The sequence below is a fragment of the Pontibacter populi genome, assembly GCF_019336435.1.
Lineage (GTDB): Bacteria > Bacteroidota > Bacteroidia > Cytophagales > Hymenobacteraceae > Pontibacter > Pontibacter humidus.
The window spans coordinates 176,353-201,848 of sequence record NZ_JAHWXQ010000004.1 but is presented as its reverse complement, the minus strand read 5'-3'; the positions used below and the strand labels follow the sequence as shown (position 1 = coordinate 201,848).

Here is a 25,496-nt window from a genome sequence, read left to right as displayed (position 1 = left end):
TTAAAGAGATGACTCTGGTTAGCTTAAAAGATGACGAAAGGCAGTATTAGCTCCTAAAAATTGCTTTATAGCTATATTTGTAGTTTTAATGGCACAGAAAAGCGACCTTATTGGGGTAGTAAATCGCCAGCAGAAGGGATAGGGAAAAAGTATTATCGGAAAGGATGGGCTTAAATTACTTTTGATTACCTGGCCCGGGCACCCAAACTATAGTTAGGCACAAGTCACGGGTACCAGACTTGTTTTGGGTGTGAATGTCGGCGCTATGAATACCGACTACAAAATGAAAAGCTCTGATTTTGGGAGTCGCAGGAAGCGATGCCGTCAACTCAAGAAAATAAGGAGACTACTCAAACTATAGTTAAAGGCCTTGTTGGGTACTCATCGGCAAGTTGTTAGTCTGATGACGCAACAACGGCATATAAAATTTCTGAAAGCTGATGGCGTAGAGAAGGAGGAGTTTGCTCTTTGCTACTATCGGTCGTGTTGTATGACGTACCTATACTTCACTCTTAAACACCGCAGCATAATGGTCGGCCAGGCGGGTGGGTTCCGGTAGTTTATGTTTTATGGCGCAGGCCATAGCTATAGTTGTAGCCGTTTCAAGGTCCATAAAATGTCCCGGCGACACGAAAACCGGCTTCACATTATCTTTGGTCCGGAGCACATTGGCAATTATCTCATCTTTATAGATCAGTGGCGAGATGGAGCCTTTGCTTGTAGCAGGCTCTTTGTACTTACCTACCAGTACTTTTTTAGCTACCCCCATCGTTGGTTTATTTATATGGATACCCAGGTGTGTGGCAATGCCCAGGCGGCGCGGGTGCGAAATACCATGGCCATCTACCATGATCAGGTCAGGCTTTTGCTGAAGCTTTTCATACGCTTTCAGAAGGTTGGGCGCTTCCCTGAAAGCCAGGAAACCGGGAATATAAGGCAACTCAACAGCTCCGACATGGTACACCTTCTCGACCAACTCCAACGCAGGATAAGTCAGCAGCACAAAAGCAGAAAGTATCTGGTCCTCACCAATAAAAGAAGAATCACAGCCGGCAATCAGTTTCAGGTCAAAATCCGGCTTCTGAAGTATAACACGCGACTGCATTTCACGCTGCTGCTCGGTTAGCCGGGCAAGTATAATCGGGTCAGGGGCAGGGTAATCGAAGCGTCGGTAGTAGGCCATGGTTAGTTTGGGAGTTTAGGAGTTAGAGAGTTTGTGAGTTAGGAAGTTTAGAAGTTAGAAGGTTGAATTAGGTTGATCAATAAGCTTAAGCCCTTTGTTGCTATTACGATGAATAGAGCAAAAAGCTATCTTTAGTTGTTCTTGCCTTTAACTTTCTAATAATAAAACTCTAACCCTTCTGGTTTTTTCTATCTCTTACATTCATTAACTCCCAAACTCTCTAACTCCTTAACTTTCTACGCGCTGCAGGGATAAATGAGTTTGGTGAAAAGCAGGCGCCAGTGTCCATCTATAAAACCGAAATGAAACTCGAAGGAGGTAGCCGTGTGCAGAACTGACTTTTGAACAAAAGGCAACGTTGATCTTATAGTTTGGATCTGGCTTTCTGATAGACTGGCATAATCCCAGTAGCCGCTTTTCTGGAATTTACCGGGGCCGGCCACAAAGCAACCATCCTTACTATAGCCGCTCGTTTTCTTTTCGTAATCCACATCGGCGCAGCTGAAGGTAGGCCAGGCTTCCTCTTTCAGGTCACAGGTTTTTACTTCGTCCTTAACAGTAATGAAATATCTATCCTGGTATTCACGTTTAAAATTCCGGACATCGGTTACATGTGTCATTTTTGGCACAGCTCCGGGTTGCTCAATTATCCAAAGGCCGTACTCCGGATGAATGAACTGGTTTATAGTTGCCGTGTCCGAAGCTTGCAAAGCCCTAAAGAATTGCCCGAATGCCACTTTAAAAGCAACTGTGTCTGTAGTGGTTTTATCTTGCTGGCGCTGCGGTTCTTCCTGCACTGCTTCCAGCGAATCTATTCCATCTGCTATAGTTCTATTCTCCGCTGTGCGCTCTTCTGGGTTGCAACTGGTTGTTAACAATACTATAACTCCCAGCCAAAGTAATTTCTGCATGTGGTTTCTGTTTTTCAGGAGTACGTAAGGTGTTGAATTGCAGATGTGAACGTCTTAACCCTGTCACCCGGCGGGCGTACAAAATAGGTGGGACTTTTGTGATCTGCTTGCTAACCTAAACTATAAAACTATGGCGAACTATACTTTTAACGACACAGTGCAGATTAATATACATCAGGTAGCCTTAACAGGAGATCTTATAGTTCCGGAAAGTGCAACGGGCCTTATCGTTTTTTCGCATGGAAGTGGTAGTAGTCGCCTGAGTGAGCGCAATAGGTTTGTAGCTGAACAACTGCAACAGGCAGGTTTTGCTACCTTACTCTTCGATCTCCTCACACCTGAAGAAGACCAGGACCAGGCAAAGCGCTTCGACATACCCCTGATAACCCAACGCCTTGTAGATACAGGTTATTGGATACAGGAAAACCTATTGCTCAACGAACTCGCTATTGGCATTTTCGGAGCAAGCACCGGAGCTGCGTCAGCCTTAAGAGCCGCGGCTGCACTTGGGCCCGATGTCATAAAAGCAGTTGTAAGCCGGGGCGGAAGACCGGATCTGGCAGATGAGGTATTGCCAGAAGTAAAAGCGCCCACCTTGCTTATAGTTGGCGGCAACGACGAGCCCGTTATCGGAATGAACCAGCAGGCATATGACAGACTGCAATGCGAAAAAAGCATGGAGATAGTGCCTGGCGCCACACACCTGTTTGAAGAACCCGGTACCTTGGAGAAAGTAGCGCAGTTAGCAACAGACTGGTTTAAAAAATACCTGTAACCCTGAGGTGTTAACTAACGAATTGGCAACCTGCTCTGCCTTATACATTCATAATTCGAACGTCATAATTCATAATTACTCAAGAGCATGGAGATGATCAGGAACAGAGAGGAAGCTGCAGAAATGCTTGCTGATCTTCTGGAGCAATACAGAGGACAGGATGGTGTGGTATTGGCGATACCGCGGGGAGGTGTGCCCGTAGCCGCACCCATTGCCAGAAGGTTACACATGCCCCTGGAAGTTATGCTCATCAAAAAGATCGGTCATCCTGCCAACCCTGAATATGCCATAGGTTCCGTTAGCCTCGACGCGATAACTATAGACCCAACTATAGAAGTGCCCCGGGAATACATTGATGCAGAAGCTGAGCGCGTGCGGGAGAGCCTCCGCAAAAAATATACACTGTTTATGGGCGATAGAAAGCCCATTCCGCTAAAAGACAAGCTGGTTATTATAGTTGATGATGGCATTGCAACCGGCAAAACCCTGATGGCAACTATAGAACAGGCAAAAAAGCAGGAGCCCGCTAAAATTATAGTTGCCGTTCCGGTTGCCCCGCAAGCTGCTATCGAGCGTTTCAGTGAAGAAGCTGATGAAGTAATTTGCTTGCTGACTCCACCGTTTTTCCAGGCGGTTGGGCAGTTTTACGTAGAGTTCAGGCAAACCTCCGATGAAGAAGTGATTGCGTTGCTACAGCATCAGTGATGACTTAATACGCCGGCGAAACTATAAATTTACTCTTCAATACCTTGTCGCCTGCTACCAGTTTTATAAAGTATAATCCGTGACCTTCCAGACTCTCCGGGTCCAGGATGTTTCTATAGTTTCCTGCAGCATCTGTCTTTGTTTGCAGCGAGCTTGCCACGCTTCCGTTGGCTGTATAAATAATAAACTCCAGGGGAGTGTTGGGTTGTAAATGCTGCGTTAAAATAACTATGTCCTCGTGGTGGCTTATAGTTGGGTAAACATAAAGTGCCTTCTCCGATACGGTAATATAGATATTTATAATATCGGAAAAGGTGCTGCTGCCATCCGCATCGACCTGTCTTAATCTATAGTACAAGTTGCCGGGCAGCGGCACTTTATCCAGCAAACTATAGCTTGATCTGGTTTGTGTAGTTCCTCTTCCGTTTACCCTGCCTATAGGTGTAAACTGTAACGAATCGGTGGAGCGCTCTACTTCAAAATAAGCGTTATTCTGTTCACTCGCTGTTTCCCAGCTTAGCTGTACCTTTTTATCAGTTGTCAGGCTAGCTTCAAAACTCAGCAAAGTAACAGGCAACGACTGAACCAGCAACGGATACAAAGTATCAAACCATCGTTGGGCCATTTTCACTTCGCCGCTCTCGTCAGGGTGTATGCCATCCCAGGTGTCTGCTCCTTTAGTAGCATCAAATCCTGTAAACTGGTCAACAAGCAGGACCGGCGACGCAGCGGAGCTTAGTTCCTGTACCAGTTCCGGTATCTCTTCATTAAAAAGGGTAATATTATTTGCTGCTCCAGGCCCGGCTGCACCTGCATCAGCAGGAATAAGTTTAGCCAGCAGTATAGTTACGTTTGGGTTGCTTACTCTTAATAGCCGAACTACTTCCCGGAGCTCATTTAATGTTTCGTCTATGGGGTGATTCCGGAACATATCATTGGTGCCAAGGTGCATCAGAACAAAATCGGGCGTATAGTTGGTAAGCCAGTCGCTCAATTTCCCTGCGCCGGGTTGCTCGTTATTGCCGTCTAAGATCTGGTCGGCGCTCCAGCCCCAATGCCCTTCGTTATAGTTTGTGAAAGTCTGTCCCCGCAGTTGGGTGCCAAAAGCCGGAGACTGACCACCATAATTCGTATTATGAGAACCTACAAACTCGAAGTCAACACCTGCTTCAACAAGCATCTTCCATAGTTCAAACCGGTAACTGGCAAAATCATTGTTGCCCTGGGTTATAGAGTTTCCCAGGCACATAATGCGTTTCGGCTGAGCCCAAACTATAGTTGGTAGCATGGCCAGTAAACAAAACAGCAATATCTTTCTGAATAGGTGCACTACAAGAAGGAATTAAGAGTGAATTACAACGTGATTAAAATACTTAACCTGTAGTAACACGTGCTTAAGCCCGATTTGTTATAGTTTTATCCTGCAACCGCCTGATTTATAGTTGACTTTCGAAAAAGCAAGGGCGTAAAGTTGTTGTTTCCGGGATGGTCTTATAGCAGAAGGGTGGTAGCTTACTAGGAAACTAAAGTATGATTGAAGGCTTTATCAGTGCGTGAAATTCTTAACCGCGAAAGCCTGTTGCAATAACCCACCTTTATCAAAAAGACTATTATATTTGCTGCACTATCCGGTTAGGGTAAACACATTGCCCGTAATCAGGTTTAACATTAACCTAACTTACAGCTTTTTTTAACCTGTTGTTTCTGCTCCTTTGCCGAAGCACAGCATTAAACCAAACTATAACATGACGACAAAAGCATCAAAGATTATCTATACCATTACCGATGAAGCGCCGGCTTTGGCTACGCGCTCTTTTTTACCTATCGTACAGGCTTTTACAAAAGCGGCTGATATTGAAGTAGAAACAAGAGATATTTCTCTGGCTGGCCGTATCATCGCTGCCTTCCCGGAGAACCTTTCTGCGGAGCAGAAGCAGAATGATGACCTGGCTTACCTGGGCGACCTTGCTAAAACACCTGAGGCCAACATCATCAAGTTGCCAAACATCAGTGCATCAATCCCTCAGCTGACAGAAGCGATTAAGGAGCTACAGTCGCAGGGCTACAACATCCCGGATTACCCAGCCGACCCGAAAAACGACGATGAGAAAGATGCCAAAGCACGTTATGCGAAGATCTTAGGTAGTGCGGTAAACCCTGTATTGCGCGAAGGTAACTCTGACCGTCGTGTAGCTGATGCCGTGAAGCAGTACGCTAAAAAACACCCGCACTCAATGGGTAAATGGTCGTCAGACTCTAAAACGCACGTTGCCCACATGAGCGGCGGCGACTTTTACGGCACAGAGCAGTCTGTTATAGTTGATAAGGCAACCGATGTGCGCATCGAGTTTGTAGGCGCAAATGGCGAGACCAAAGTGCTGAAAGACAAAATTGCTTTAAAAGCTGGTGAAGTAATGGACTCATCAGTGATGAGCAAAAATGCGCTTCGTTCTTTCCTGGAGAAAGAGATCGAAGATGCGAAAAACAACAACATCCTGCTGTCGCTGCACCTGAAGGCAACTATGATGAAGGTGTCTGATCCTATTATGTTCGGCCACGCAGTAACCGTTTTCTTTAAAGATACTTTTGCCAAGCACGCTGCTACTTTCAAAGAAATTGGTGTGGATGCGAACAATGGTTTAGGTGATGTTTATGCTAAGATCCAGAACCTGCCAGCTGAGAAGCGCTCAGAAATTGAAGCTGACCTGAAAGCGGAGATGGCGAAGCGTCCTGAACTGGCAATGGTGAACTCTGACAAAGGTATTACCAACCTGCACGTGCCAAGCGACGTGATCATCGATGCGTCTATGCCGGCGGCTATCCGTTCGTCTGGCCAGATGTGGGGAGCTGATGGCAAACTGCACGATACCAAAGCAATTATCCCGGACCGTTCTTATGCGCAGATCTACCAGGAAGTGATCCAGTTCTGTAAAGAGAACGGCGCTTTCGACCCGACTACCATGGGTACTGTGCCGAACATCGGTCTGATGGCGCAGAAAGCTGAAGAATATGGCTCGCATGACAAGACGTTTGAGGTGGCGGAAGCCGGAACGGTGCGTGTAGTGGATGCGAACGGCAACACCCTGATGGAGCAGAAGGTAGAGCAGGGCGATATCTTCAGAGCTTGTCAGACAAAAGACCTTCCGATCCAGGACTGGGTGAAGCTGGCTGTTACAAGAGCTAGAATTATCAACACACCTGCTATTTTCTGGCTAGACCCGCAGCGTGCACACGACGCTAACCTGATCAAGAAAGTAGAGAAGTATTTACAGGACCACGACACCAATGGTCTTGAGATCAAGATCATGTCTCCGGTTGAGGCAATGCGCTATACGTGCGAGCGTGCCAAAGCGGGCAAAGACACTATCTCGGTAACCGGTAACGTACTGCGTGACTACCTGACTGACCTCTTCCCGATCATTGAATTAGGTACCAGTGCTAAAATGCTTTCTATTGTTCCGTTGCTGGATGGCGGTGGCCTGTTCGAAACTGGTGCCGGTGGATCTGCACCGAAGCACGTAGAGCAGTTTATCGAAGAGAACTACCTGCGTTGGGATTCGCTGGGTGAGTTCTTAGCATTGGCAGTATCGCTGGAAGACCTTGCTTACAAGACCAAAAACGAGAAGGCAGAAGTATTGGCAGAAGCCCTTAACAAAGCAAATGCTGAGTTCCTGGAGAAAGATAAGTCGCCGGCCCGTAAAGTTGGTGGTATCGATAACCGTGGTAGCCATTTCTACTTGGCCATGTACTGGGCACAGGCACTTGCCGAGCAAACCAAAAACCAGGAGCTGAAAGACCGCTTCACGAAGCTGGCACAAGAACTGACCGACAACGAGCAGAAGATCGTAGACGAACAGATCGCAGCACAAGGTAAGCCAGTTGAAATCGGCGGTTACTACCACCCGAACGAAGAGAAAACCAGCAAAGCGATGAGACCGAGTGAAACTCTGAATGCTGCGCTGAATAATTTCTAAGTAGAAGTATAAAGTACATTAATGAAAGGCTGCCTGAGAGATCGGGCAGCCTTTTTTTGTCACTTCTTTTGGGCTAGTCCTAAGAAAAGTATGATATCTGATATTTCATAATCACTTATCTTATTAAGTAAGACTATGAAGATGAGTAAGCCAACTATTCCTAAAAGTCTAGGAATATTGATGGTAATAGATTCGAGTTTCAAATTAAGCCATCTATTGACTTTGATGATTTTGCTAACCCTCTTTGAGTTAGTTTTTTGACCTTCCAGATTGGTCAAACCCTTGGCAGGGTTGTGTTTGTGCCTTGGCTTCTTGCTTAGTGGCATTGCTATTTATTTTAAGGTAGGAAATTAAAACACTATAGAAATTTGATGAGATTAAAATAGAGTATAATTGAATTGAATTAAGAATTATAGGGGAGCAAGCCGATAATCTATATTCTGAGAATGATAAAGAAGATAACAGAAGAATAATACCCTATTGGTATAATAATATAAAAACCGATAAGTTGTTTGAGATAAAAGCTATGTGCTTTCAGTAATAAGAATTGCGTGGACTAAGTATTATAGTTAGAGTAACTATATTCTTTAGCAAAGATAATTTATATTACTAATATATAAAGCATTGTCGTAAAGGTTTTTGAATTTATTTTTCAACATGTTTATTAACATTTTGATTGGTAGTTATTTATTAGGTTTGATTCAGCGTAATGAGTTGTAATAGATGCCTAATGTGATTAGCAATTTGGATTGTTCGATATGTCTCAATTATAGAATAAGCGTAAAGTATATTTGTATAATGCTACTGAGTTAACCAAAACTTGCAAAGACTCCTGCTGGCGCTAGCTTGCAGCTCTTGTTTCTTTATCTTTCAAGCTGCAGTACAAATTTTTAAGTGCTAGTTACTAGGCCTGTAGATTCCCCCCCCTTTAAAAATCGTTCAATGCTAATAAATCCCTGCCAAAATAGAATCTTAATATTCCAATAAACGTATTTGTTTTTATATAATTTAATTAATTTAAATTATTTATAATCCTGGTTTGTGAGGCTGTGATATAGGAATAAGAGCCGGGCGATGTTTACAAAGCTTTTCATCATTGATCTGCAACATATAAGTTTCAAAACCATGGATAGAAAAGAATTTATCAAGACCATCGGGATAGGTACCGGGGCTATCATATTTCTTGCATGCGCTGGAGGGTGCTCCTCCGATTCTGACACCCCAAGTCCAAATAATCCGAATAACCCTCCCGGAAACACTAAAGTTGATTTTACATTTGACGTTACCTCTGATAGTGATCTACAAAACAACGGATGGACTATACGCAACGGTGCGATCATAGCAAAATCAGGTAATGCTTATCTTGCTTTCCAGTCGAAATGTACTCACCAAGGAAATCCCTTGACTTATAATGCAGGTAATAATACTTTCCCTTGCTCACAGCAAGGACCTGATCATGGGTCAGTCTTTAATTCCACTGGAGTTAAGATTGCAGGTCCGGCAACTGAAAACTTAAAGAAATATAACACAACACTTAGCGGCAACAATCTAAGAGTATTTGAAGCATGACCCTCCAGGAATGATGTCTTTGTATTCATATGCCGTAAGTTGTGCTGACGCTAAACTTGCGGCATATACCGCAACCTTTCCATCTAAACCCTGTTACAAACCAAAGGTAAACGGTCATCTATGGAAAGTAACAACACTTCAGCATCACAAAAGCCAACAATAGTTTTGGCGGGAGCCACGGGAGATTTAGGTGGACGCATAGCTAAGGCGCTGCTAGAAAAAGGGGCTGAAGTGCGCGTGCTGGTCCGATCTGATAGTGATGCAGGTAAAGTAAACGCGTTGCAAAAATCGGGCGCTACTATAGTTGCAGTAGATTTCCATAATGCTGCTGAATTAACAAAAGCATGCGAAGGAGCAAGTTGTGTAGTTTCAGTCTTGTCAGGACTGCATTATGTTATGGTTGGTGTGCAAACACTTTTACTAAATGCAGCTGTAGCAGCTGGAGTGCCCCGTTTCATTCCTTCTGACTTTGCCATTGATTTTACGAAACTGCCTTTTGGGAACAACCGCAACCTGGACTTCCGGAAAGAATTTAAAGAGCGCTTAGACAATGCTCCTATTGCTGCTACTTCAATCTTGTGTGGTATGTTTGCCGATCTGCTTACCGGGCAGGCACCTATAGTTCTGTTCCCGATAAAAAAGGTGATGTACTATGGCAATCCGGACCAACTCATGGATTTTACAACTATACAAAATACTGCAGACTATACTGCTGCCGCCGCACTTGACCCAACCACACCGCGTTACCTGCGCATTGCCGGCGATGTGCTGAATGCCAATGGTTTGAAAGAAGCTGCCAGTAAAGCTACAGGAGAAGAGTTTGGACTGTTGCGGGTTGGTGGTTTAGGCTTACTAAATACGATCATCAAGGTTACAAAAGCGCTTACACCTAATAATAAAGAAGTATTCCCAGCCTGGCAGGGCATGCAATACATGCGCGATATGTTTACTGGCTTACCAAAACTGGACCCCTTAGATAACAACCGCTACCCTGAAATAAAATGGACTTCTGTAGCTGAAGTGCTGGCAAAGCGGTAAAGATTTAATACTTCACAACTATAGATAACCTACCATAAACACCTAAAATGGCGGATGTCGGGAAAGGGTATAGGAAGACGCGGACTTAGCACGCAGAACGTAGATAGTGTAGGTGTAGAGCGTTTGTTCCCGGTAAATAATAGGCACCTGCTGCGACTCCACCAGGTCGTAGTGCAGGTATAGATGCGCCGGTAAGTCGGCTTTGTCGGTTACAAAAATGGTATTCTGGGGAATTCTCGGCCAGCCGGTGGCCGACCAGATCACAAACTGGTTATACTTTTTAGCATCGCAGATACAGCGCACGTTGGTGTTGCCCGAATAAAATGCCAGCAGCGAGGTCACCTGGTAATCTACGCTGGTTATTTGAAAAGGAGCCAGGGTAGCATGTTTGGTACTTAATTGCCTTACCTGTTGCCCTAGTTGCTGCCATCCCGCCAGGCGCTTTAAGCCATCGCGGCGCACCGGAACTATACGGCTCAGCCCTGTATAGTCCTGCAGCACAGGATAGAGGAAAAACAGCCAGCATACGCCTGTCAGGCAAAAGGCTACACGCGCTTGCCGAAAACGTTTTTCTTGTACCACCAGGTAGGCAATTCCGATCGGGAGTAACAGGCAGCCTATGTTATACCAATTAGCCTCTACGCGCTTCACCAGGGCCACGCACGAGAATAGCAGCAGGCTTCCGATAGTCGGGATAAAAAGGAGAGTGAGTTTTTGTTTGTCTGCTGCGGGAAAAGGCCGGAACCTGAAACTTGAGACGCGCAAAAGAAGGAGCAGGAAAAAGGGCGAGTTCATCAGAATAAAACCACCGAAAAGCTCAGCCAGGTTCTTTGCTGTTTGTGTAGCCACCATTTCTGATCCGGCTCCCGCCAACTGCATCAGGTGCCGCTCCATAATTCGGTTGTGGTGATAATTCCACCAGAATTGCGGCAGGTTAAAAGCCAGCACCATCACGAGTACCAATGCCTGCCCACCCAAGTAGCGCTTGCCGCCCCGAACAAAGAACGGTACCAGCAGGAAGAGCAGGAAGAAAAGCATGGCCTGCTTCGAAAGGCAGCCCAATCCGAAGCTGAGACCGGTAAGTAACCAATAATGCAATGTGTTGTGCTGCAACGCTTTCAGGAAGAAGTAAGTCGTGCTTACCCAAAAGAAAAGTAAAAGCGAGTCAGTGGTGAAAAAGGTGGAGGCCAGCATGAAGTAGGGCATGATGCTGAGGATCATGGTGGCCAGGGATGCGAGCAGTTTGTCATTGAAAAGCAGCAAACTTACCTTATACAGCGCGTAGAGCGTGGCAGCCCCAAAAGCCAGGGCCGTCAGTCTGATCACAAGTTCATGGCTCCCGAAAATAGAACTGGTCAGCAGGTTTACCCAAGCTATAAGAGGTGGCTTTGAGTAATAAGCCCAATCCGGATGCTTAGACCAGAGCCAGTACTGAGCTTCTTCCGAAAATAAGTTGTACCCTGAAAGCAGGAATCCTATTCGAAAGCAACCGTACAGGCACCAGTAAGCCAACCGGAAAGTAAAAGACATCTGTTGTATAAGTATATTGTATTATTGTTTATTACATCTGTATTTTATTAAGTATGTAAACTTTTAAACGAGCCTTTCAGAAAGCTGTTCAGACATTGGAGATAAAAGTATAGTTAGCAGAAAAGCATAAAGCACCGGAGGTTTAGAAGCTGCATAAAACAGGGATAAAACAAAAGCGGCAGCCATAGGTGGCTGCCGCTTTTGTTTTTGTAGAAACGCAATGTTTTGCGTCGTAATTCGGACTATTAATATCCAAACAACTCCTTCAAGGTCAGCTGCTTCACTTTACCGTATTTCGCCAGTTCTTTAAAGTTCAGCTTGTCTTTAGAGCCGATCACAAGTATTGCCTGTTGCTGGGCTTTTACATACTTCTGCTGGAACTCCTTTAGCTGGTCAAAGGTCATGGTATTGGCGCTCTGGTACACATCCTGACGGATGTCATAAGTCAGGCCCAACTTTTTAGCACGCTCATAGTTGAACAGGATATCGGATTTGGTGATACGCTCGGTAGAGATACTGTTACGTAGCGCTGCCTGTGCGTTCTGGAAGTTTGCATCTGCCAGTGGCATATCAGTTAACAACGCCTGCATACCCGCCATCGCTTCCGATAATTTATCAGCCTGAGCACCAATGTACGACACCAGGTAGTTTGCCCGGTCTTTCTTGGAAGCAGTGCTATAGTTTGAGTAAGTAGAGTAGGCAAGGGCCTTAGACTCACGCAGGTCCTGGAACACAATACCACCCATGTACTCGTTGTACAAACGCACTACCGGAATAATGTCTTTGCTGTAAGGCACTGATTTGCTCACAAACATCATCTCAGCCTGTACCATATTATAGTCTGCCCAGTAAACAGTAGGCTGCGTAAAGTCGATCTCTTTAAATACTTTCTCGGCAGGCACTGGCTTCAGCGTAGCCGGTACGTTGTGGCCTGCGTTCAGGGCAACTGTCAGCTTATCCGTTTCACGTGGACCGTAATATAGTACGCGGTGCTCGTAAGTTGGAATACTCTTGATGATGTTTACCAGTTCCTGCGGTTTAACAGCCTTTAGTTCTTTCTCGCTCATTACGGTGTTGAACGGGTTCTTCGGGCCATATTTTGCATAGTTCATCATGGCCTGCTGCAGAATAACGCCTTTGTTCTTCTTGGCATCTTCACGAGCTTTCAGCATACCGGCTACCATGTCGTTCAGAGCCTTCTGGTCTGGCTTGGCGTTAGCTAATACACTCTCAAACAGGTTAAGGCCTTTCTCGAAGTTCTCATCCAAACCTGTCAGGCTTACATACACCTGGTCTCCGGAAGAGAAAACATCAAACGAAGTACCCAGTTTGTAGAATTCTTTCTGAAGTTCTTCGGCAGTATACTTGTCGGTACCCAGGTACTTCAGGTAGTTAACAGCCATACCCAGTTTTGGGTCGTTGTTGGTGCCCATTTCCAGGATGTAGTACAGCTGGAACAGGCCATTTTCCTTGTTTTTAGTGTAAAGCAAAGGAATGTTCTGCTTTAGCTTAGACTCTGTAATATCCTTTTTATAGTCGATGAACACGGGCTGCAGTGGCGCTACTTCTTTCGCCATAAAAGCTTTGTAGTAGTCTGACTGTGCATCGCGGTTAACCGCAACTGGCGTAATGGCAGGTTTCTCTACTTTCTGGGCATTCGGGTCTTTGCCTGTTTTCTTGTAGATCAGCACATAGTTGTTGTTACCGAAATACTTGTTTGCCACATCCATTACATCCTGTTTTGTGATCTGTGCATAGGCTGCAGGGCGGCTAACAAATTTATCCCATGGCATCTGGTAGATAAAAGCAGATACAAAGGCATCAGCGCGGTTGCTGTTATCTTCATAGGCCTTCATGGTGTTTATCTTGTCGTTATTCACCACCGCCTGTATCAGCGACTCATCAAACTGACCTTTCTTGATCAGCTCCAGTTGCTGCAGAAGCAGATCACGAACCTGGTCTAAGGTCTGGCCCTGGCGTGGCATACCCGTCATCCGGAACATGCCGTAATCTTTCATCGGGGTATCATAGGCATAGGCCTGTAGTACTTTTTGCTGCTGGTTCAGGTTAAGGTCTACTAAACCGGCCTGGCCGTTGTAAAGCAAGTTGCTGATCATCTGGATCATCAACGCATCTTTAGAGTTGATGTCCGGTGTACGGAAAGCAATGGATACGTTCTCTGCATCCGGGCCCAGTACTTCCTTAACGATCGGCTTCTGGATTGGCTTCTCCTGGGCAACGTCAAACGCTGGCACAGGCTGCTTCTCCATACTTCCCCAGTACTTGTCAATCAGGCGGATAGTCTGATCGAAATCAATGTCGCCGCTCATGGCAATGGCCATGTTATTCGGAATGTAGTACTTGTTATAATACTTCTTGATCTCGGTAATAGAAGGGTTTTTCAGGTGCTCTATCGTTCCTATAGTTGACTGTGAACCATACTGGTGTGTCGGGAAGAGGGCTGCGCTGATCGCTTCCTGTACCTTCCAGCCATCGTTATCCAGCGTACGGTTTTTCTCTTCGTACACTGCCTCCAGTTCCGTATGGAAAATACGTGGTATCATATCGCCAAAGCGGTCAGCTTCCAGTTCTACCCAGCGTTCCAGTTGGTTGCTTGGGATGTCGTTGGTATAAACGGTTTGGTCTACCCAGGTGTAAGCGTTTGTGCCTTTTGCCCCAATAGCACCCAGAATTTTATCATACTCATTGGCAATAGCATACGTAGCCGCTACACCCGAAACGGAGTCGATCTGCGCATAGATCTTTTTGCGGGCAGCTTCGTCTGTAGTTGCTCTGTACTTTTCGTAAAGGGCTTCTACTTTATCGAGCTCTACTTTTTCTTTCTCCCAGTTTTGTGTACCCAGTTCGGTAGTACCTTTAAATACCATGTGCTCCAGGTAGTGGGCAAGGCCGGTCGCATCGGAAGGGTCGTTTTTAGAACCGGCGCGCACAGCAATGTATGTCTGGATGCGCGGTGCTTCTTCGTAGTCTGTCAGGTATACTTTCAGGCCGTTATCCAGTGTATAAATGCGGGCATTAAGCGGGTCGTTGGGCGCTGTTTCGTATTTGTACTCCTTTTCGGATTTGGCTTCAGCGGTAGCCTCGGTGGTCGCCTGTGTCTGGTTGATCTCATTCTTACACTGGGTTAATGTAAAAGCAGACACAACCAAAAACAGAGATAATCCCTTTTTGACTGTCATAGTTTGGTTTTTAGGTGATGATGTAACTATACGAAGATAGTATATTACAGATTAAAAATCAGTATCTAAGCCGAAGCGCTGTTTCATATCGACGATAACCGGAAATTTCTCGGCCAGATAGTTAAATTTATCCTGCGATGTATAGAGTTTTCGTCCGTCGTCCTGCGCTTCCACTACCTCTGCCCGCAGTTTTATAGTTCTGTTACCGGTTTCGCTTCTCAGTTCCCGAACTATATCCCGGTAAATGGCTGTAAACTGGTCCATCATCACGTGGTTATCCAGGTGAAGGATGATCTCGTTGTCAGGCCCCAGGTGATACTGACGGTTCAGGAGTGTAAACTCCATCATATTCTCCGCCTTCTTGCGACGCAGTATCGCATGCCAGACCGTCTTCAGCCGTGCCTCATCTATAGGTACTATAACGCCATAGTTTGTGTCCTCTTCCTCAGCAGCTACTGCTACTTCGGCGGTAAGAGCCGAGGCATTATTCAGGTCTTTTAAACTAGGCAGTTTGCTTAGTTTTTTTGCCGGCGGCAACTGTACTTTAGCGCGCGATGGCTCCGTGGCAACCGGTGCCTTTGGTGCAATATGCGCATCCGGGGTTACCTCTACAGGCTTAGGTGGTTGCTGTAAACCCTCAGATGGCACCTGGTTTGGAGCGTGTGGCTGCTGCATCTGCTCCGACGGCACACTGCCCGGTGCAGGCTGCTGCATCTGCTGCGATGGAACGGTACCCTGTGCATGAGCAGGCTGCATCGTAGCAGAAGGAATGGCACCTGTATTTACGGTAGAGGCGGGTGCCGGCGCTGCTACCTTAGCTTTTTTTACTTCTGCTCCTTCGTTTGCAAAATTCAGGGCTGCGTTCAGGTGCGCCAGTTTCATCAGGCACAGCTCCACGTGCAGCCGCTGGTTTTTGCTGCTCTTATAGTTGGTGTCACAGGCGCTTACCACGTTCAGGCCCGAAAGCAGGAACGAAACAGTAGACTTCTGCGATTGCTCGGCATACTTGGCTTTGATGTTATCTGATACTTCCAGTAACTGAACTGTCTGTACATCTTTACATACCAGCAAACTACGGAAATGCTCTGCTATACCCACCAGGAAGTTATGCGCATCAAAACCGTTCTTCAGGATCTCATCAAACAACAGCAGAGCGCCTGGTAAATTTTGCTCCAGCAGATGGTCCGTTAACCGGAAATAGTAATCGTAATCAAGTATGTGCAGGTTCTCTACAGTCGCTTTGTAGGTTACATTGCTGCCCGAGAACGTTACCATCTGGTCGAAAATCGACAACGCATCGCGCAAGGCTCCGTCTGCCTTCTGAGAGATCAGGTGCAGGGCATCAGGCTCAGCCTGTATACTTTCTTTCTGAGCAATATTACCCAAATGGCGCACCATGTCCTCGATCCGGATTCTGTTAAAATCGAAGATCTGGCAACGAGAAAGTATAGTCGGGATGATCTTGTGACGCTCCGTGGTAGCCAGTATGAAAATGGCGTACGAAGGTGGCTCTTCCAGGGTCTTCAGAAATGCGTTGAAGGCCTGGTTCGAGAGCATGTGCACCTCATCTATAATATAGATCTTGTACTTACCGGTTTGAGGTGCATAGCGCACCTGCTCCACCAGATTACGGATGTCCTCTACCGAGTTGTTGGAGGCTGCATCAAGCTCATGTATGTTGAACGAGCTGTTGCTGTTAAAGCTTTTGCAGGATTCGCACTCGTTACAGGCTTCTGTTTCCGGAGATATGTTCTGGCAGTTAATGGTTTTTGCCAGGATACGGGCACAGGTAGTTTTACCCACGCCACGCGGTCCGCAGAAAAGGAAAGCCTGCGCCAGATGCTTGCTGCTAATGGCGTTTTTAAGGGTATTGGTGATATGGTGCTGCCCCACTACGCTATCGAACGTGGCCGGACGGTATTTACGCGCTGATACTACAAAATTTTCCATTACTACAAAGATAACGATTCTGAAGCTGAGATGCGATGGCTTTTTATCCAGCGGTTTTCCATAGAGTTATCCACTTTTTTATACTTCCATAACAACAGCTGTAGTAGAATAATGCACTAATGATTCAGCTAATTAAAATAGGTAAAGCAGGCCCATATTATTAATTAAGCAGGAGTACTAAGATTGTGTATTTCTTATAGTTGCTATAGTTGAGTAGGTTCTCTACAGATTTCCGGACAGGCTGCTTTTTTGTAAGCAGAACCTCTAAAAAACCGCTTAGTTAAAATCAGGTAAAGGGTTAATATTCAAATATATGTATATCTGTTTTACAGGTGTAAGATAACTGAAAAATTTTAAGATGTATATAACAATACCCTCTTTTATTTAAATAATTAAAATGATCAACATATTGTAATATAGCTCGTATGTGATTGAACTATTCCTGTAAAATCTTTAACACTTTAATTATAACTATATGAGAACACAATTACGTGCTTACTCGCGGCTGGCCTTGCTACTGGCCATGCTGTTCGGAAGTTTATTTTCCTATGCACAGGGAAATAGCCAAGCCGGAAAAAAAGAAATCCCACAAGTGGCTCTGGAGCACATCAGGAACAACAAGCAGCAACTGAATGTGACTGATGAAGACATTGCAGACTTAGAACTCAGCAGTGAGACAGATAGTAAGAAAAGTGGTGTAAAGCATTACTACATCAAGCAGCTTTACCAGGGTATAGAGATCTATGGTGCCATTACCAACATGAGCATTAACAGGGAAGGTAGTGTAATTAATGTAGGCAACCGGTTTCATAAAGAGATTGGTAAAAAAGTAAAAGGTAACCAGCCAGGGTTAGATGCAGCAGGTGCAGTAGCAGCAGCAGCAAAATATTTAGGAATTACTCTCAGGGGATCTTTAACTGTGCTGGAAAGGGGAAAAGGCAGAAATCAGGAAGTAACTTTCTCGAAAGGAGGTATCTCATTAGAGCCGGTTAAAGCTAAGTTGGTTTATCAGCCAATGGAAGATGGAAGCTTACGACTTGCCTGGGAAGTGGCCATTTATACTGTTGATGCCATGAATTACTGGGTACTGCGTTTAGATGCTGAATCAGGCAAAGTGCTGGATAAAGATAACCTGGTAGCGCATTGTAACTTTGAAAATGACGGTCCTGCGGGCAGAGCACTTCATGAAAGCCACATGCTGAATGCAAGCTCTGCGCCTTATGCCCCTGAAGCTAAAATGGCAGCAGCTACCCTTACTTCAAACTACTATAATGTGTATCCTATGCCTTCTGAAAGTCCGATTCATGGTAACAGAGTGGCTATCAGTAACACTACAGCAGATCCGGTGGCGTCCCCGTCCGGATGGCATAAAGTTGGTGCTACTACTTTTGCAACAACCAGAGGCAACAACGTTTTTGCTTACGAAGACCCGGATAATACAGGCTATAATGGTGCTGCCCAGGAAGTGTATGGTTATAGCCCGGATGGCAGCGCTAACCTTGTATTTGATTTCCCGATAGACTTTACAAAAGAGCCTGTAACCTATAGAGATGCAGCCATTGCAAACCTCTTTTACTGGAATAACCTGATACACGATGTGTGGTACCAGTATGGTTTTGACGAGATCAGCGGAAACTTTCAGGCAGATAACTTTGGCAAAGGTGGTATAGGTGGGGACCACGTAATGGCAGAGGCGCAGGACAGCCGGAACATATTAACTACCAGGAACAATGCAAACTTTGCAACCACTCCGGAAGGCCAGCGACCAAGAATGCAGATGTACCTTTGGAGCGGCATTCCTGATCAGGATATGTTCAGAATTACTTCCCCAACCTCAATGGCAGGTAGTTATCCTGCAGCCCAGGCTGCCTTTGGTCCACGATTAAACTCGACTCCGGTAACCGGTAAACTTGTGATAGGGGTAAGCGCGGATGGTTGCAGTGCCCTTACAAATGCTGCTGAAATAGCTGGTAACATAGCCGTACTGTATAGAGGTAGTTGCGAATTTGGAGTTAAAGTACTGAATGCACAGAATGCAGGTGCTATAGCTGTAGTAGTGATAAATAATGCACCGGGCGCACCAACAACCATGTCTGTGGGGGCTACAAACCCAAGTCTTATAACAATTTCTTCTGTAATGGTGAGCGACGTTACCGGTGCAAGCATCAGAACGCAGCTGGATGCAGGGCAAGAGGTTATGATAGCGCTGAAGGATGATGGTTCAGGACCGGAATTTGATGGCGACCTGGACAATGGTATTATAGCCCACGAGTATGGTCATGGTATCTCAAACAAGCTTACCGGAGGCCCGAATACAGTTACATGCCTCGGAAACGCTGAGCAAATGGGTGAAGGCTGGAGTGACTGGATTGGCCTGATGATGACCATGAAACCTGGTGATACTGATGTTAAGGCAAGAGGTATCGGAACCTACGCCTCGGGGCAGTCAACTACAGGCGGAGGTATACGTCCTGCACCCTACAGCACTGATTTCGGAGTGAACAGTTATACTTATGGCGCCACAAATAATACCACACTGTCTCAGCCACACGGTATAGGGTTTGTATGGGCAACCATGTTGTGGGACATGTCCTGGGCCATGATTGATACCTATGGTTTCGACGAAGACCTGTATAATGGCAAAGGTGGAAATAACATGGCTATGCAACTGGTAATAGATGGCCTTAAGTTGCAGGAATGCAGACCGGGTTTTGTAAACGGACGCGATGCTATTCTTAAAGCTGATAGAATTAATTACGGTGGTGCCAACCAGGAGCTCATCTGGAAGGTGTTTGCCAAAAGAGGTCTGGGCTTTAGCGCCAAGCAGGGCTCAAGTGCCAGCAGAATCGACCAGGTGCAGGCTTTCGATTTACCGGCCACTTATGCCTGTACTATACCTCTAAATGTAGCTGCGGTGCAGTCGTCCACAGTTTATACCGGTGGAGTAGCTAACAACCTGTACATTGGCTATGGTCCGAAAAGTGTAGTGCTTCAGGCTAGTGGCGATGCAACTAATACGTACAGCTGGAGCCCTGCAACCGGATTAAGCAATGCTAAAATTGCAAATCCTGTGTTTACGCCAACTGCTGCCGGTACTTATACCTTTACAGTTACTGCCACAAACGCTGATCAGTGCATTAAAACAAAAACCATAACTATAAATGTGGTAGATGTGCGCTGCGGCGATAACAAGAAAAAAGACAAAGTAATGGTATGCGTTGACGGTGAAAATAACTGTGCAGATCCGAAAGCAGTTAACATGATGCTGACCAAAGCAGGCGGTAAATTGGGTGATTGCAGCCTGAATATCAGTGCCCCTGTTACAGCCACAACGGTGTCAGAATTAGCTGTAGATGAAGCGGATGATTTTGTGCAGAGCTATCCGAACCCATTCTCTGAAAGTACTACGATCGTGTTTAAGGCAAAAGAAACCGCTTATACTGTGCTGAAGGTTTATGACATAACCGGCCGCGAGGTAGAAACGTTGTTCGAAGGCAATGCAGAAAGCGGTGTGACGTACAACCACAACTTTAAAGCCGGAGATAAGCGGGCTGGCATTTACATTTACAAGATCGTTAACGGGAACACAAGCCGTTCAGGAACTATGGTTCTGATCAAGTAACTTTTTACTTTAAAATAAAAAGATCAGGCTGTAGCATGTAAAGCTACAGCCTGATCTTTTTATTTCTATTACACATCAGCTTTGATAAGTAAGTTTTTATAAGGGCTCCAATTGTTACTTTACATTTAACGGAAGCATGATCTGAGACATAGTAATAGTATAATGTTTATTTTCTGATATGAGTATATAAAGGAAATAGCGTTTATTCAGCTTTTTAGGAATATTATATATAATATGTTGCATGTTACCTTATCACCATTTTATTCCTGTGTACTGATTATCTGAAGTATTAGCTTTAGTTATTAGTCAATAATTTAATGCAGAAGTTTTATCTAAAAGCGCAGCTCATGAAAAGTTTCTTCAGCTTATCTATAAGATTTGTATTGTTGCTGGTTGCCTTGTTAAAAGTTGACTTTGTACTGGGGCAGGAGATAGCAGTTGCTAAAGACAAGGCGGAGCTATACGTGGCTGCTAAAGTCTCAGATAGCCCGCTCGTGTCTGAAACAGGTTACGCTACAACTATAGTAAAAAGTAAAGTTGCGTTTGAAGAACAGCCTACCACGCTGGGTAATACAACCGAAACTGAAAGGCTAAAACTATGGGTGGCTTATAAAACATTCAGCACTAAAAAAGTACTGGGTTTTACCTTAAAGCAGCGTGGTAACTATAAACTGGAGGTGCTTGATATGCAGGGAACTATAGTTGCAGTTTTGGGGGAAGGCTTCGGTCAGGAGAGGGAGGAACTGACGTTCCTGTTTAGAGGAGAAAACCTGCCCACAGGAACCTATATTGGGAGGCTTATAACAGCTAATGAAGTAACTTCTACCAGGTTTATTCTAAAGTAACTTATAGTTTACCTTACCGCATTATAACCACCAACCATTCCATTTTTAGAAAGCACCAGTTGCCAAAGCTGGTTGTTGCGTGCCCTGAATGAGCCAGCGCTGGAAAGCAGGTAATATTTCCACATGCGGTAAAAGCGTTCGCCATATTCAGCCTGCAGCTGCCCCCAGTTGTTATCAAAATTGTGGAACCAGGCCATTAAGGTATGATCGTAATACGGGCCGAAGTTATGCCAGTCTTCCACTATAAAAAGGTGCTCCATGGCAGTGCCTATTTGTTTAACAGAAGGTATCAGGCAGTGTGGGAAAATGTAGGTATCGGTAAACGGGTCGGCCATCACTTTGGAGAAGTTAACGCCAATGGTGTGCAGTAAAAAAAGGCCATCTGCTTTCAGGCAGCGGTGTGCCACCTGCATAAAAGTTCTATGGTTACGGTACCCCACATGCTCAAACATCCCAACCGAAACTATATGGTCGAATTGCTCACGGACATCACGGTAATCCTGCAGGCGTATTTCTACAGGCAAGCCCTTGCAGATTTCCTTTGCCAGCGCAGCCTGCTCTTTTGATACGGTTACGCCCACTACTTCTACGCCATAGTTCTCAGCTGCATATTTCGCAAAGCTTCCCCAGCCACAGCCAATATCCAGCACACGCTGGCCCGGTTGTAAGTATAATTTCCGGCAGATCAGGTCGAGCTTGTTTTCCTGGGCCTGGTCCAGGTTGTCAGCATCTTTCCAGTAACCGCAACTATAGACCAGGCGCTTATCAAGCATTAACTCGTATAGTTTGTTGCCGATGTCATAGTGTTGTTGTGCGTTCCGGGCGGCTTTTCCTTTGCGCTGCAGATTAAAAAGCTTTGCCAGTAAAACCTGTAATACCGAGCGCCAGCCTAATTTTGCCTGTTTATACAGATCAGCCCTGATCACGTTAAAAACGAACTGGTCTATGTTTTCGCAATCCCACCAGCCATCCATGTAAGATTCGCCTAGCCCGAGGGTACCCTCGCTAAGCAGACGCTTATAAAACCGGTTGTCGTGCACCTGCAGATCCCACGGGTCAGGACCATTGATCTTAACATCCGCAGTTCTTAAAATGGCAATTACTTGCTGGTTCAGGCCTGATGCACGCATACTTCTATAGTTTATAGTAAGTTACTTATAACTATAGTTTTATGTTTTTAGCTCTGGAAGTGAGTTGCTAATAGTGGTAGCTGAACGCGCTTGAGGTTGCGGCTTACTGTTGAAGTATAAGTAATACCTTTCAGGGCTGCCTGAAGACAAACTTGCTTTATAATTTTACCCCGAAAGCTTTTTTATACAATTACTTTTGCTACTTACTACATCGTATAAAGTGTAGCAATAACTACAATACATCCGCTCAACAGCATTAGGAAAGTATAAGCAAGCGCCAGCATGAAGAACTTGTAAACAGTACGCCAGCGGGAGCTTCTATAAGTGTTTCGCATAGACCGGTAGATGTACCAAAGCATAATAAGTATCCCGATAAACATTAACCAGCCGTCCAGAAAAAACAGTACCCAGTCTAGAATAATAAGTATAGAACCAAACAGGAAAAGGAACGAGTGCACATGTATAGAATAGATCAGGTGCTCGGCGTAAAACTTCTTCGATCTGAAATTTACCAGCTTCAGGATAAGGGCAAATAAAGGCAGCAGGATGAACATCATCTTTGGTAAATGGCTTACCAGCTTATTTAAAAAAAGCTGCTGGCTCAGTTTATCATCCAACACCTTTTCTAGTTTATTCTCCAGCGATACTGGCAGTGAACCCACATTAACTAGAGAAGATGTGTTTTTGCCGTTCTCTTTTGTAGAAATGAGTGACGCACTGTAATTGCTGGTGCTGTCTGTTGCTTCTTTAGTATTATTCTGAAGGCTCTTAGTATTGTCTCCCGCTTCTTCAGATACGGCATTGCCTATAATTGCTTTTGCCTTTTCGGCTTCCGCCTTTGATATTGTGTTTTCTTTTGCGGCTTTCTCTTTCAGGATATCTTTTTCATTGCTCTGGGTGTTGCCAGTAAAAAGGAAAAAGAACACGATGCTGATAGAAATATACATGCTGATCGGGTTGAGATGGGAAGCCCTTTTGCCCGCAAAATACTCCTTCGTCAGGAAACCCGGCTTTGTAAGAAGTGGTACGATGCTTTTAAAAAACTTCGACTCGAAATGGAAGTAATGGCCTACACTATGAAGCACTATGTGAAGAAAATTATCATGCAATTTCAGGTTCTCCTGACCGCAGGCAGAGCAGAATTTATCAGTAACTATAGTGTCGCAATTCAGACAGTTGTTTTCAGAGCGGTAATGTTTTTTCATAGGTGCTTTTAACCAAACAAAGCTCTAAAATAAGCAATCGAATCTTTATTATTTAACAGAAAGGAATAAATATTTAACTATCGCTATATTCTGAAACACTAACTATAAAACAACAAAGGCAGTTGCAAGGAGCAACTGCCTTTGTTTATACCTAACAAGTTTAACTATACCTTCTTTTTACACCTGGTGATGCATTAATAGGGCTTGGCAGAGTGCGATTTCGACTTAGCGTCTTCCACACCTTGTTCCCCGGACACATTGCCCAGCGGACCATCCGTGCCTTCTATTAAATTGTGCTTCATCATTTTCTTTGCCTCTGTAACGGCACGCGCTATACTTTCCTTAACACGTCGGCCATAGTCTTCATCAGCTTGGGTAAAGTAACTCAGCATTTTTTCCTGGATGCGCGGATCACACTTAGCCAGGTCGTTACCAAGGTTATTGATCAGTTCATCGCGTTCCCAGTCTTCGAAGTTGCGGTATGTTTCGCCGGCCTGACCGAAGTGATTGGTACGATCGATGTGCTGGCGTACCAGGTTAGCGTCGTAGCGAGGCGTATATTCTTTGCCTGTTTTTGGAGCTTCCTGTAAACCGCCTAAAATTGATGGCTCATAGTTTACATGGATGTTCTGGCCTTCCGCAAAATCGGTGTTAAATGCCATCTGGCCGCCACGCTGGTTGGTTGCTACATGGGTTTTAGCCGCATTTATTGGCAGTTGCAGATAGTTGGCCCCTACTCGGTAACGCTGTGTATCAGAATATGAGAACGTACGGCCCTGCAGCATTTTGTCATCCGAGAAATCCAAGCCATCTACCAGCACACCGGTACCGAAAGCAGAAAGCTCTACTTCATTAAAGTAGTCTACAGGATTTCGGTTCAGAGTCATTTTGCCGACAGGGTACCACGGGAATTGCTCTTTGGGCCATAGTTTGGTATCGTCCAGCGGGTCAAAATCCAGTTCCGGATGTTCATCGTCGCTCATGATCTGCACATTCAGTTCCCATTCCGGAAAATCGCCGCGTTCAATGGCTTCATACAGATCCTGGGTGGCGTGGTTAAAGTTTTTGCCCTGTATTTCCTGTGCCTCCTTTTGTGTAAGGTTTCGGATGCCCTGTTTTACCGGCTCCCAATGATACTTTACCAGTACGGCTTCACCATCAGCATTCACCCATTTGTAGGTATTTACACCGGAGCCCTGCATTTGCCTGTAGTTGGCCGGAATACCCCACGGCGAGTACAGGAAAGTAACCATATGAGTAGCTTCCGGAGAGCCTGAGAAGAAATCGAAAATACGTTCTGCGCTCTGGATATTGGTTACAGGGTCTGGTTTCTGAGAGTGAATGAGGTCCGGAAATTTCATGGCATCACGGATGAAGAATATCTTCAGGTTGTTACCAACTAGATCCCAGTTACCATCTTCGGTATAAAACTTAACGGCAAAGCCACGCGGGTCGCGCAATGTTTCGGGGGAGTGTGTTCCGTGGCCTACCGTAGAGAAGCGCACAAACGTTGGTGTTTCCTTACCTTTCTGAAATACTTTGGCGCGGGTAAATTTCTCAACGGAGTCATTACCCACCTTACCGTAAGCTTCAAATACACCATGCGCTCCGGCACCACGGGCATGCACCACACGCTCCGGCACACGCTCCCTGTCGAAGTGAGAGATCTTTTCGATGAAGTGGTAATTCTCCATGGTAGCAGGGCCGCGATTACCAACTGTTCTGATGTTCTGGTTATCGGTTACGGGATGGCCCTGGCGGGTGGTGAGCTGGCGGTCTTTGTCTTCCTTACCTTTTTTGCCATTGCCTGTGCTGGCAGTGCGGTACTTTTTGTTTTCGTTCATAGCGCGATACCGGTT

At 45.4% G+C, this 25,496-nt stretch carries 16 protein-coding genes; 7 read left to right on the top strand and 9 right to left on the bottom strand.

The window, feature by feature from the left end; translation table 11 throughout:
* Positions 1–499 precede the first annotated feature (499 nt).
* Positions 500–1,183, bottom strand: coding sequence for a deoxyribonuclease V (gene nfi / locus KYK27_RS14715; protein WP_199110912.1), 684 nt, complete (start codon positions 1,181–1,183; stop codon positions 500–502).
* Between the two features lie 236 nt (positions 1,184–1,419).
* Positions 1,420–2,094 carry a hypothetical protein gene (locus tag KYK27_RS14710; RefSeq protein ID WP_199110910.1) on the bottom strand — a complete coding sequence of 225 codons (675 nt, stop codon included), beginning with the start codon at positions 2,092–2,094 and terminating at the stop codon, positions 1,420–1,422.
* Between the two features lie 130 nt (positions 2,095–2,224).
* Between KYK27_RS14710 and KYK27_RS14705 the strand changes: the two genes are divergently transcribed.
* Both KYK27_RS14705 and KYK27_RS14700 read left to right on the top strand, forming a co-directional pair.
* Positions 2,225–2,869: a dienelactone hydrolase family protein gene (locus KYK27_RS14705; protein ID WP_199110909.1), complete on the top strand. Its 645-nt coding sequence runs from the start codon at positions 2,225–2,227 to the stop codon at positions 2,867–2,869.
* An 87-nt stretch (positions 2,870–2,956) separates the two neighbouring features.
* Positions 2,957–3,574 carry a phosphoribosyltransferase gene (locus KYK27_RS14700; RefSeq protein ID WP_199110907.1) on the top strand — a complete coding sequence of 206 codons (618 nt, stop codon included), beginning with the start codon at positions 2,957–2,959 and terminating at the stop codon, positions 3,572–3,574.
* A gap of 4 nt (positions 3,575–3,578) precedes the next feature.
* Here the strand turns inward: KYK27_RS14700 and KYK27_RS14695 are convergent, their stop codons facing one another.
* Entirely contained in the window at positions 3,579–4,904 is a 1,326-nt protein-coding gene (locus KYK27_RS14695) for a GDSL-type esterase/lipase family protein (protein WP_199110905.1), read from the bottom strand.
* A 415-nt stretch (positions 4,905–5,319) separates the two neighbouring features.
* Here KYK27_RS14695 and KYK27_RS14690 point away from each other — a divergent pair, with 415 nt between their 5' ends.
* The 3 genes from KYK27_RS14690 to KYK27_RS14680 all read left to right on the top strand — a co-directional run bounded on the left by KYK27_RS14690 (position 5,320) and on the right by KYK27_RS14680 (position 10,155).
* Positions 5,320–7,548 (top strand): NADP-dependent isocitrate dehydrogenase, encoded by a 2,229-nt coding sequence (locus KYK27_RS14690; protein WP_199110903.1) that lies wholly within the window; start codon positions 5,320–5,322, stop codon positions 7,546–7,548.
* A 1,125-nt stretch (positions 7,549–8,673) separates the two neighbouring features.
* Positions 8,674–9,117 (top strand): ubiquinol-cytochrome c reductase iron-sulfur subunit, encoded by a 444-nt coding sequence (locus KYK27_RS14685; RefSeq protein ID WP_199110901.1) that lies wholly within the window; start codon positions 8,674–8,676, stop codon positions 9,115–9,117.
* 120 nt (positions 9,118–9,237) lie between these two features.
* Positions 9,238–10,155: an NmrA family NAD(P)-binding protein gene (locus tag KYK27_RS14680; RefSeq protein WP_199110900.1), complete on the top strand. Its 918-nt coding sequence runs from the start codon at positions 9,238–9,240 to the stop codon at positions 10,153–10,155.
* A 42-nt stretch (positions 10,156–10,197) separates the two neighbouring features.
* Here the strand turns inward: KYK27_RS14680 and KYK27_RS14675 are convergent, their stop codons facing one another.
* From KYK27_RS14675 to KYK27_RS14665, 3 genes are all read right to left on the bottom strand, one after another.
* Positions 10,198–11,685, bottom strand: coding sequence for a glycosyltransferase family 39 protein (locus KYK27_RS14675; RefSeq protein ID WP_199110898.1), 1,488 nt, complete (start codon positions 11,683–11,685; stop codon positions 10,198–10,200).
* 245 nt (positions 11,686–11,930) lie between these two features.
* Positions 11,931–14,885: a M16 family metallopeptidase gene (locus KYK27_RS14670; protein ID WP_199110896.1), complete on the bottom strand. Its 2,955-nt coding sequence runs from the start codon at positions 14,883–14,885 to the stop codon at positions 11,931–11,933.
* 51 nt (positions 14,886–14,936) lie between these two features.
* The gene (locus KYK27_RS14665; RefSeq protein ID WP_199110895.1) at positions 14,937–16,835 is read right to left on the bottom strand and encodes a DNA polymerase III subunit gamma/tau; all 1,899 of its coding nucleotides are present in this window, start codon (positions 16,833–16,835) and stop codon (positions 14,937–14,939) included.
* A 475-nt stretch (positions 16,836–17,310) separates the two neighbouring features.
* Between KYK27_RS14665 and KYK27_RS14660 the strand changes: the two genes are divergently transcribed.
* Both KYK27_RS14660 and KYK27_RS14655 read left to right on the top strand, forming a co-directional pair.
* On the top strand, positions 17,311–20,457 hold the full coding sequence (locus tag KYK27_RS14660) for a T9SS-dependent M36 family metallopeptidase (protein ID WP_199110893.1): 3,147 nt from the start codon (positions 17,311–17,313) through the stop codon (positions 20,455–20,457).
* 347 nt (positions 20,458–20,804) lie between these two features.
* Positions 20,805–21,302 carry a T9SS type A sorting domain-containing protein gene (locus tag KYK27_RS14655; RefSeq protein ID WP_199110891.1) on the top strand — a complete coding sequence of 166 codons (498 nt, stop codon included), beginning with the start codon at positions 20,805–20,807 and terminating at the stop codon, positions 21,300–21,302.
* A gap of 8 nt (positions 21,303–21,310) precedes the next feature.
* Here the strand turns inward: KYK27_RS14655 and cfa are convergent, their stop codons facing one another.
* The 3 genes from cfa to KYK27_RS14640 all read right to left on the bottom strand — a co-directional run bounded on the left by cfa (position 21,311) and on the right by KYK27_RS14640 (position 25,481).
* Positions 21,311–22,432 (bottom strand): cyclopropane fatty acyl phospholipid synthase, encoded by a 1,122-nt coding sequence (gene cfa / locus KYK27_RS14650; protein ID WP_199110890.1) that lies wholly within the window; start codon positions 22,430–22,432, stop codon positions 21,311–21,313.
* 206 nt (positions 22,433–22,638) lie between these two features.
* A complete protein-coding gene (locus KYK27_RS14645; RefSeq protein ID WP_199110888.1) occupies positions 22,639–23,637 on the bottom strand; it encodes a DUF3667 domain-containing protein in 999 nt (332 codons plus the stop codon).
* Between the two features lie 194 nt (positions 23,638–23,831).
* Positions 23,832–25,481, bottom strand: coding sequence for a catalase (locus KYK27_RS14640; RefSeq protein WP_199110887.1), 1,650 nt, complete (start codon positions 25,479–25,481; stop codon positions 23,832–23,834).
* Positions 25,482–25,496 lie beyond the last annotated feature (15 nt).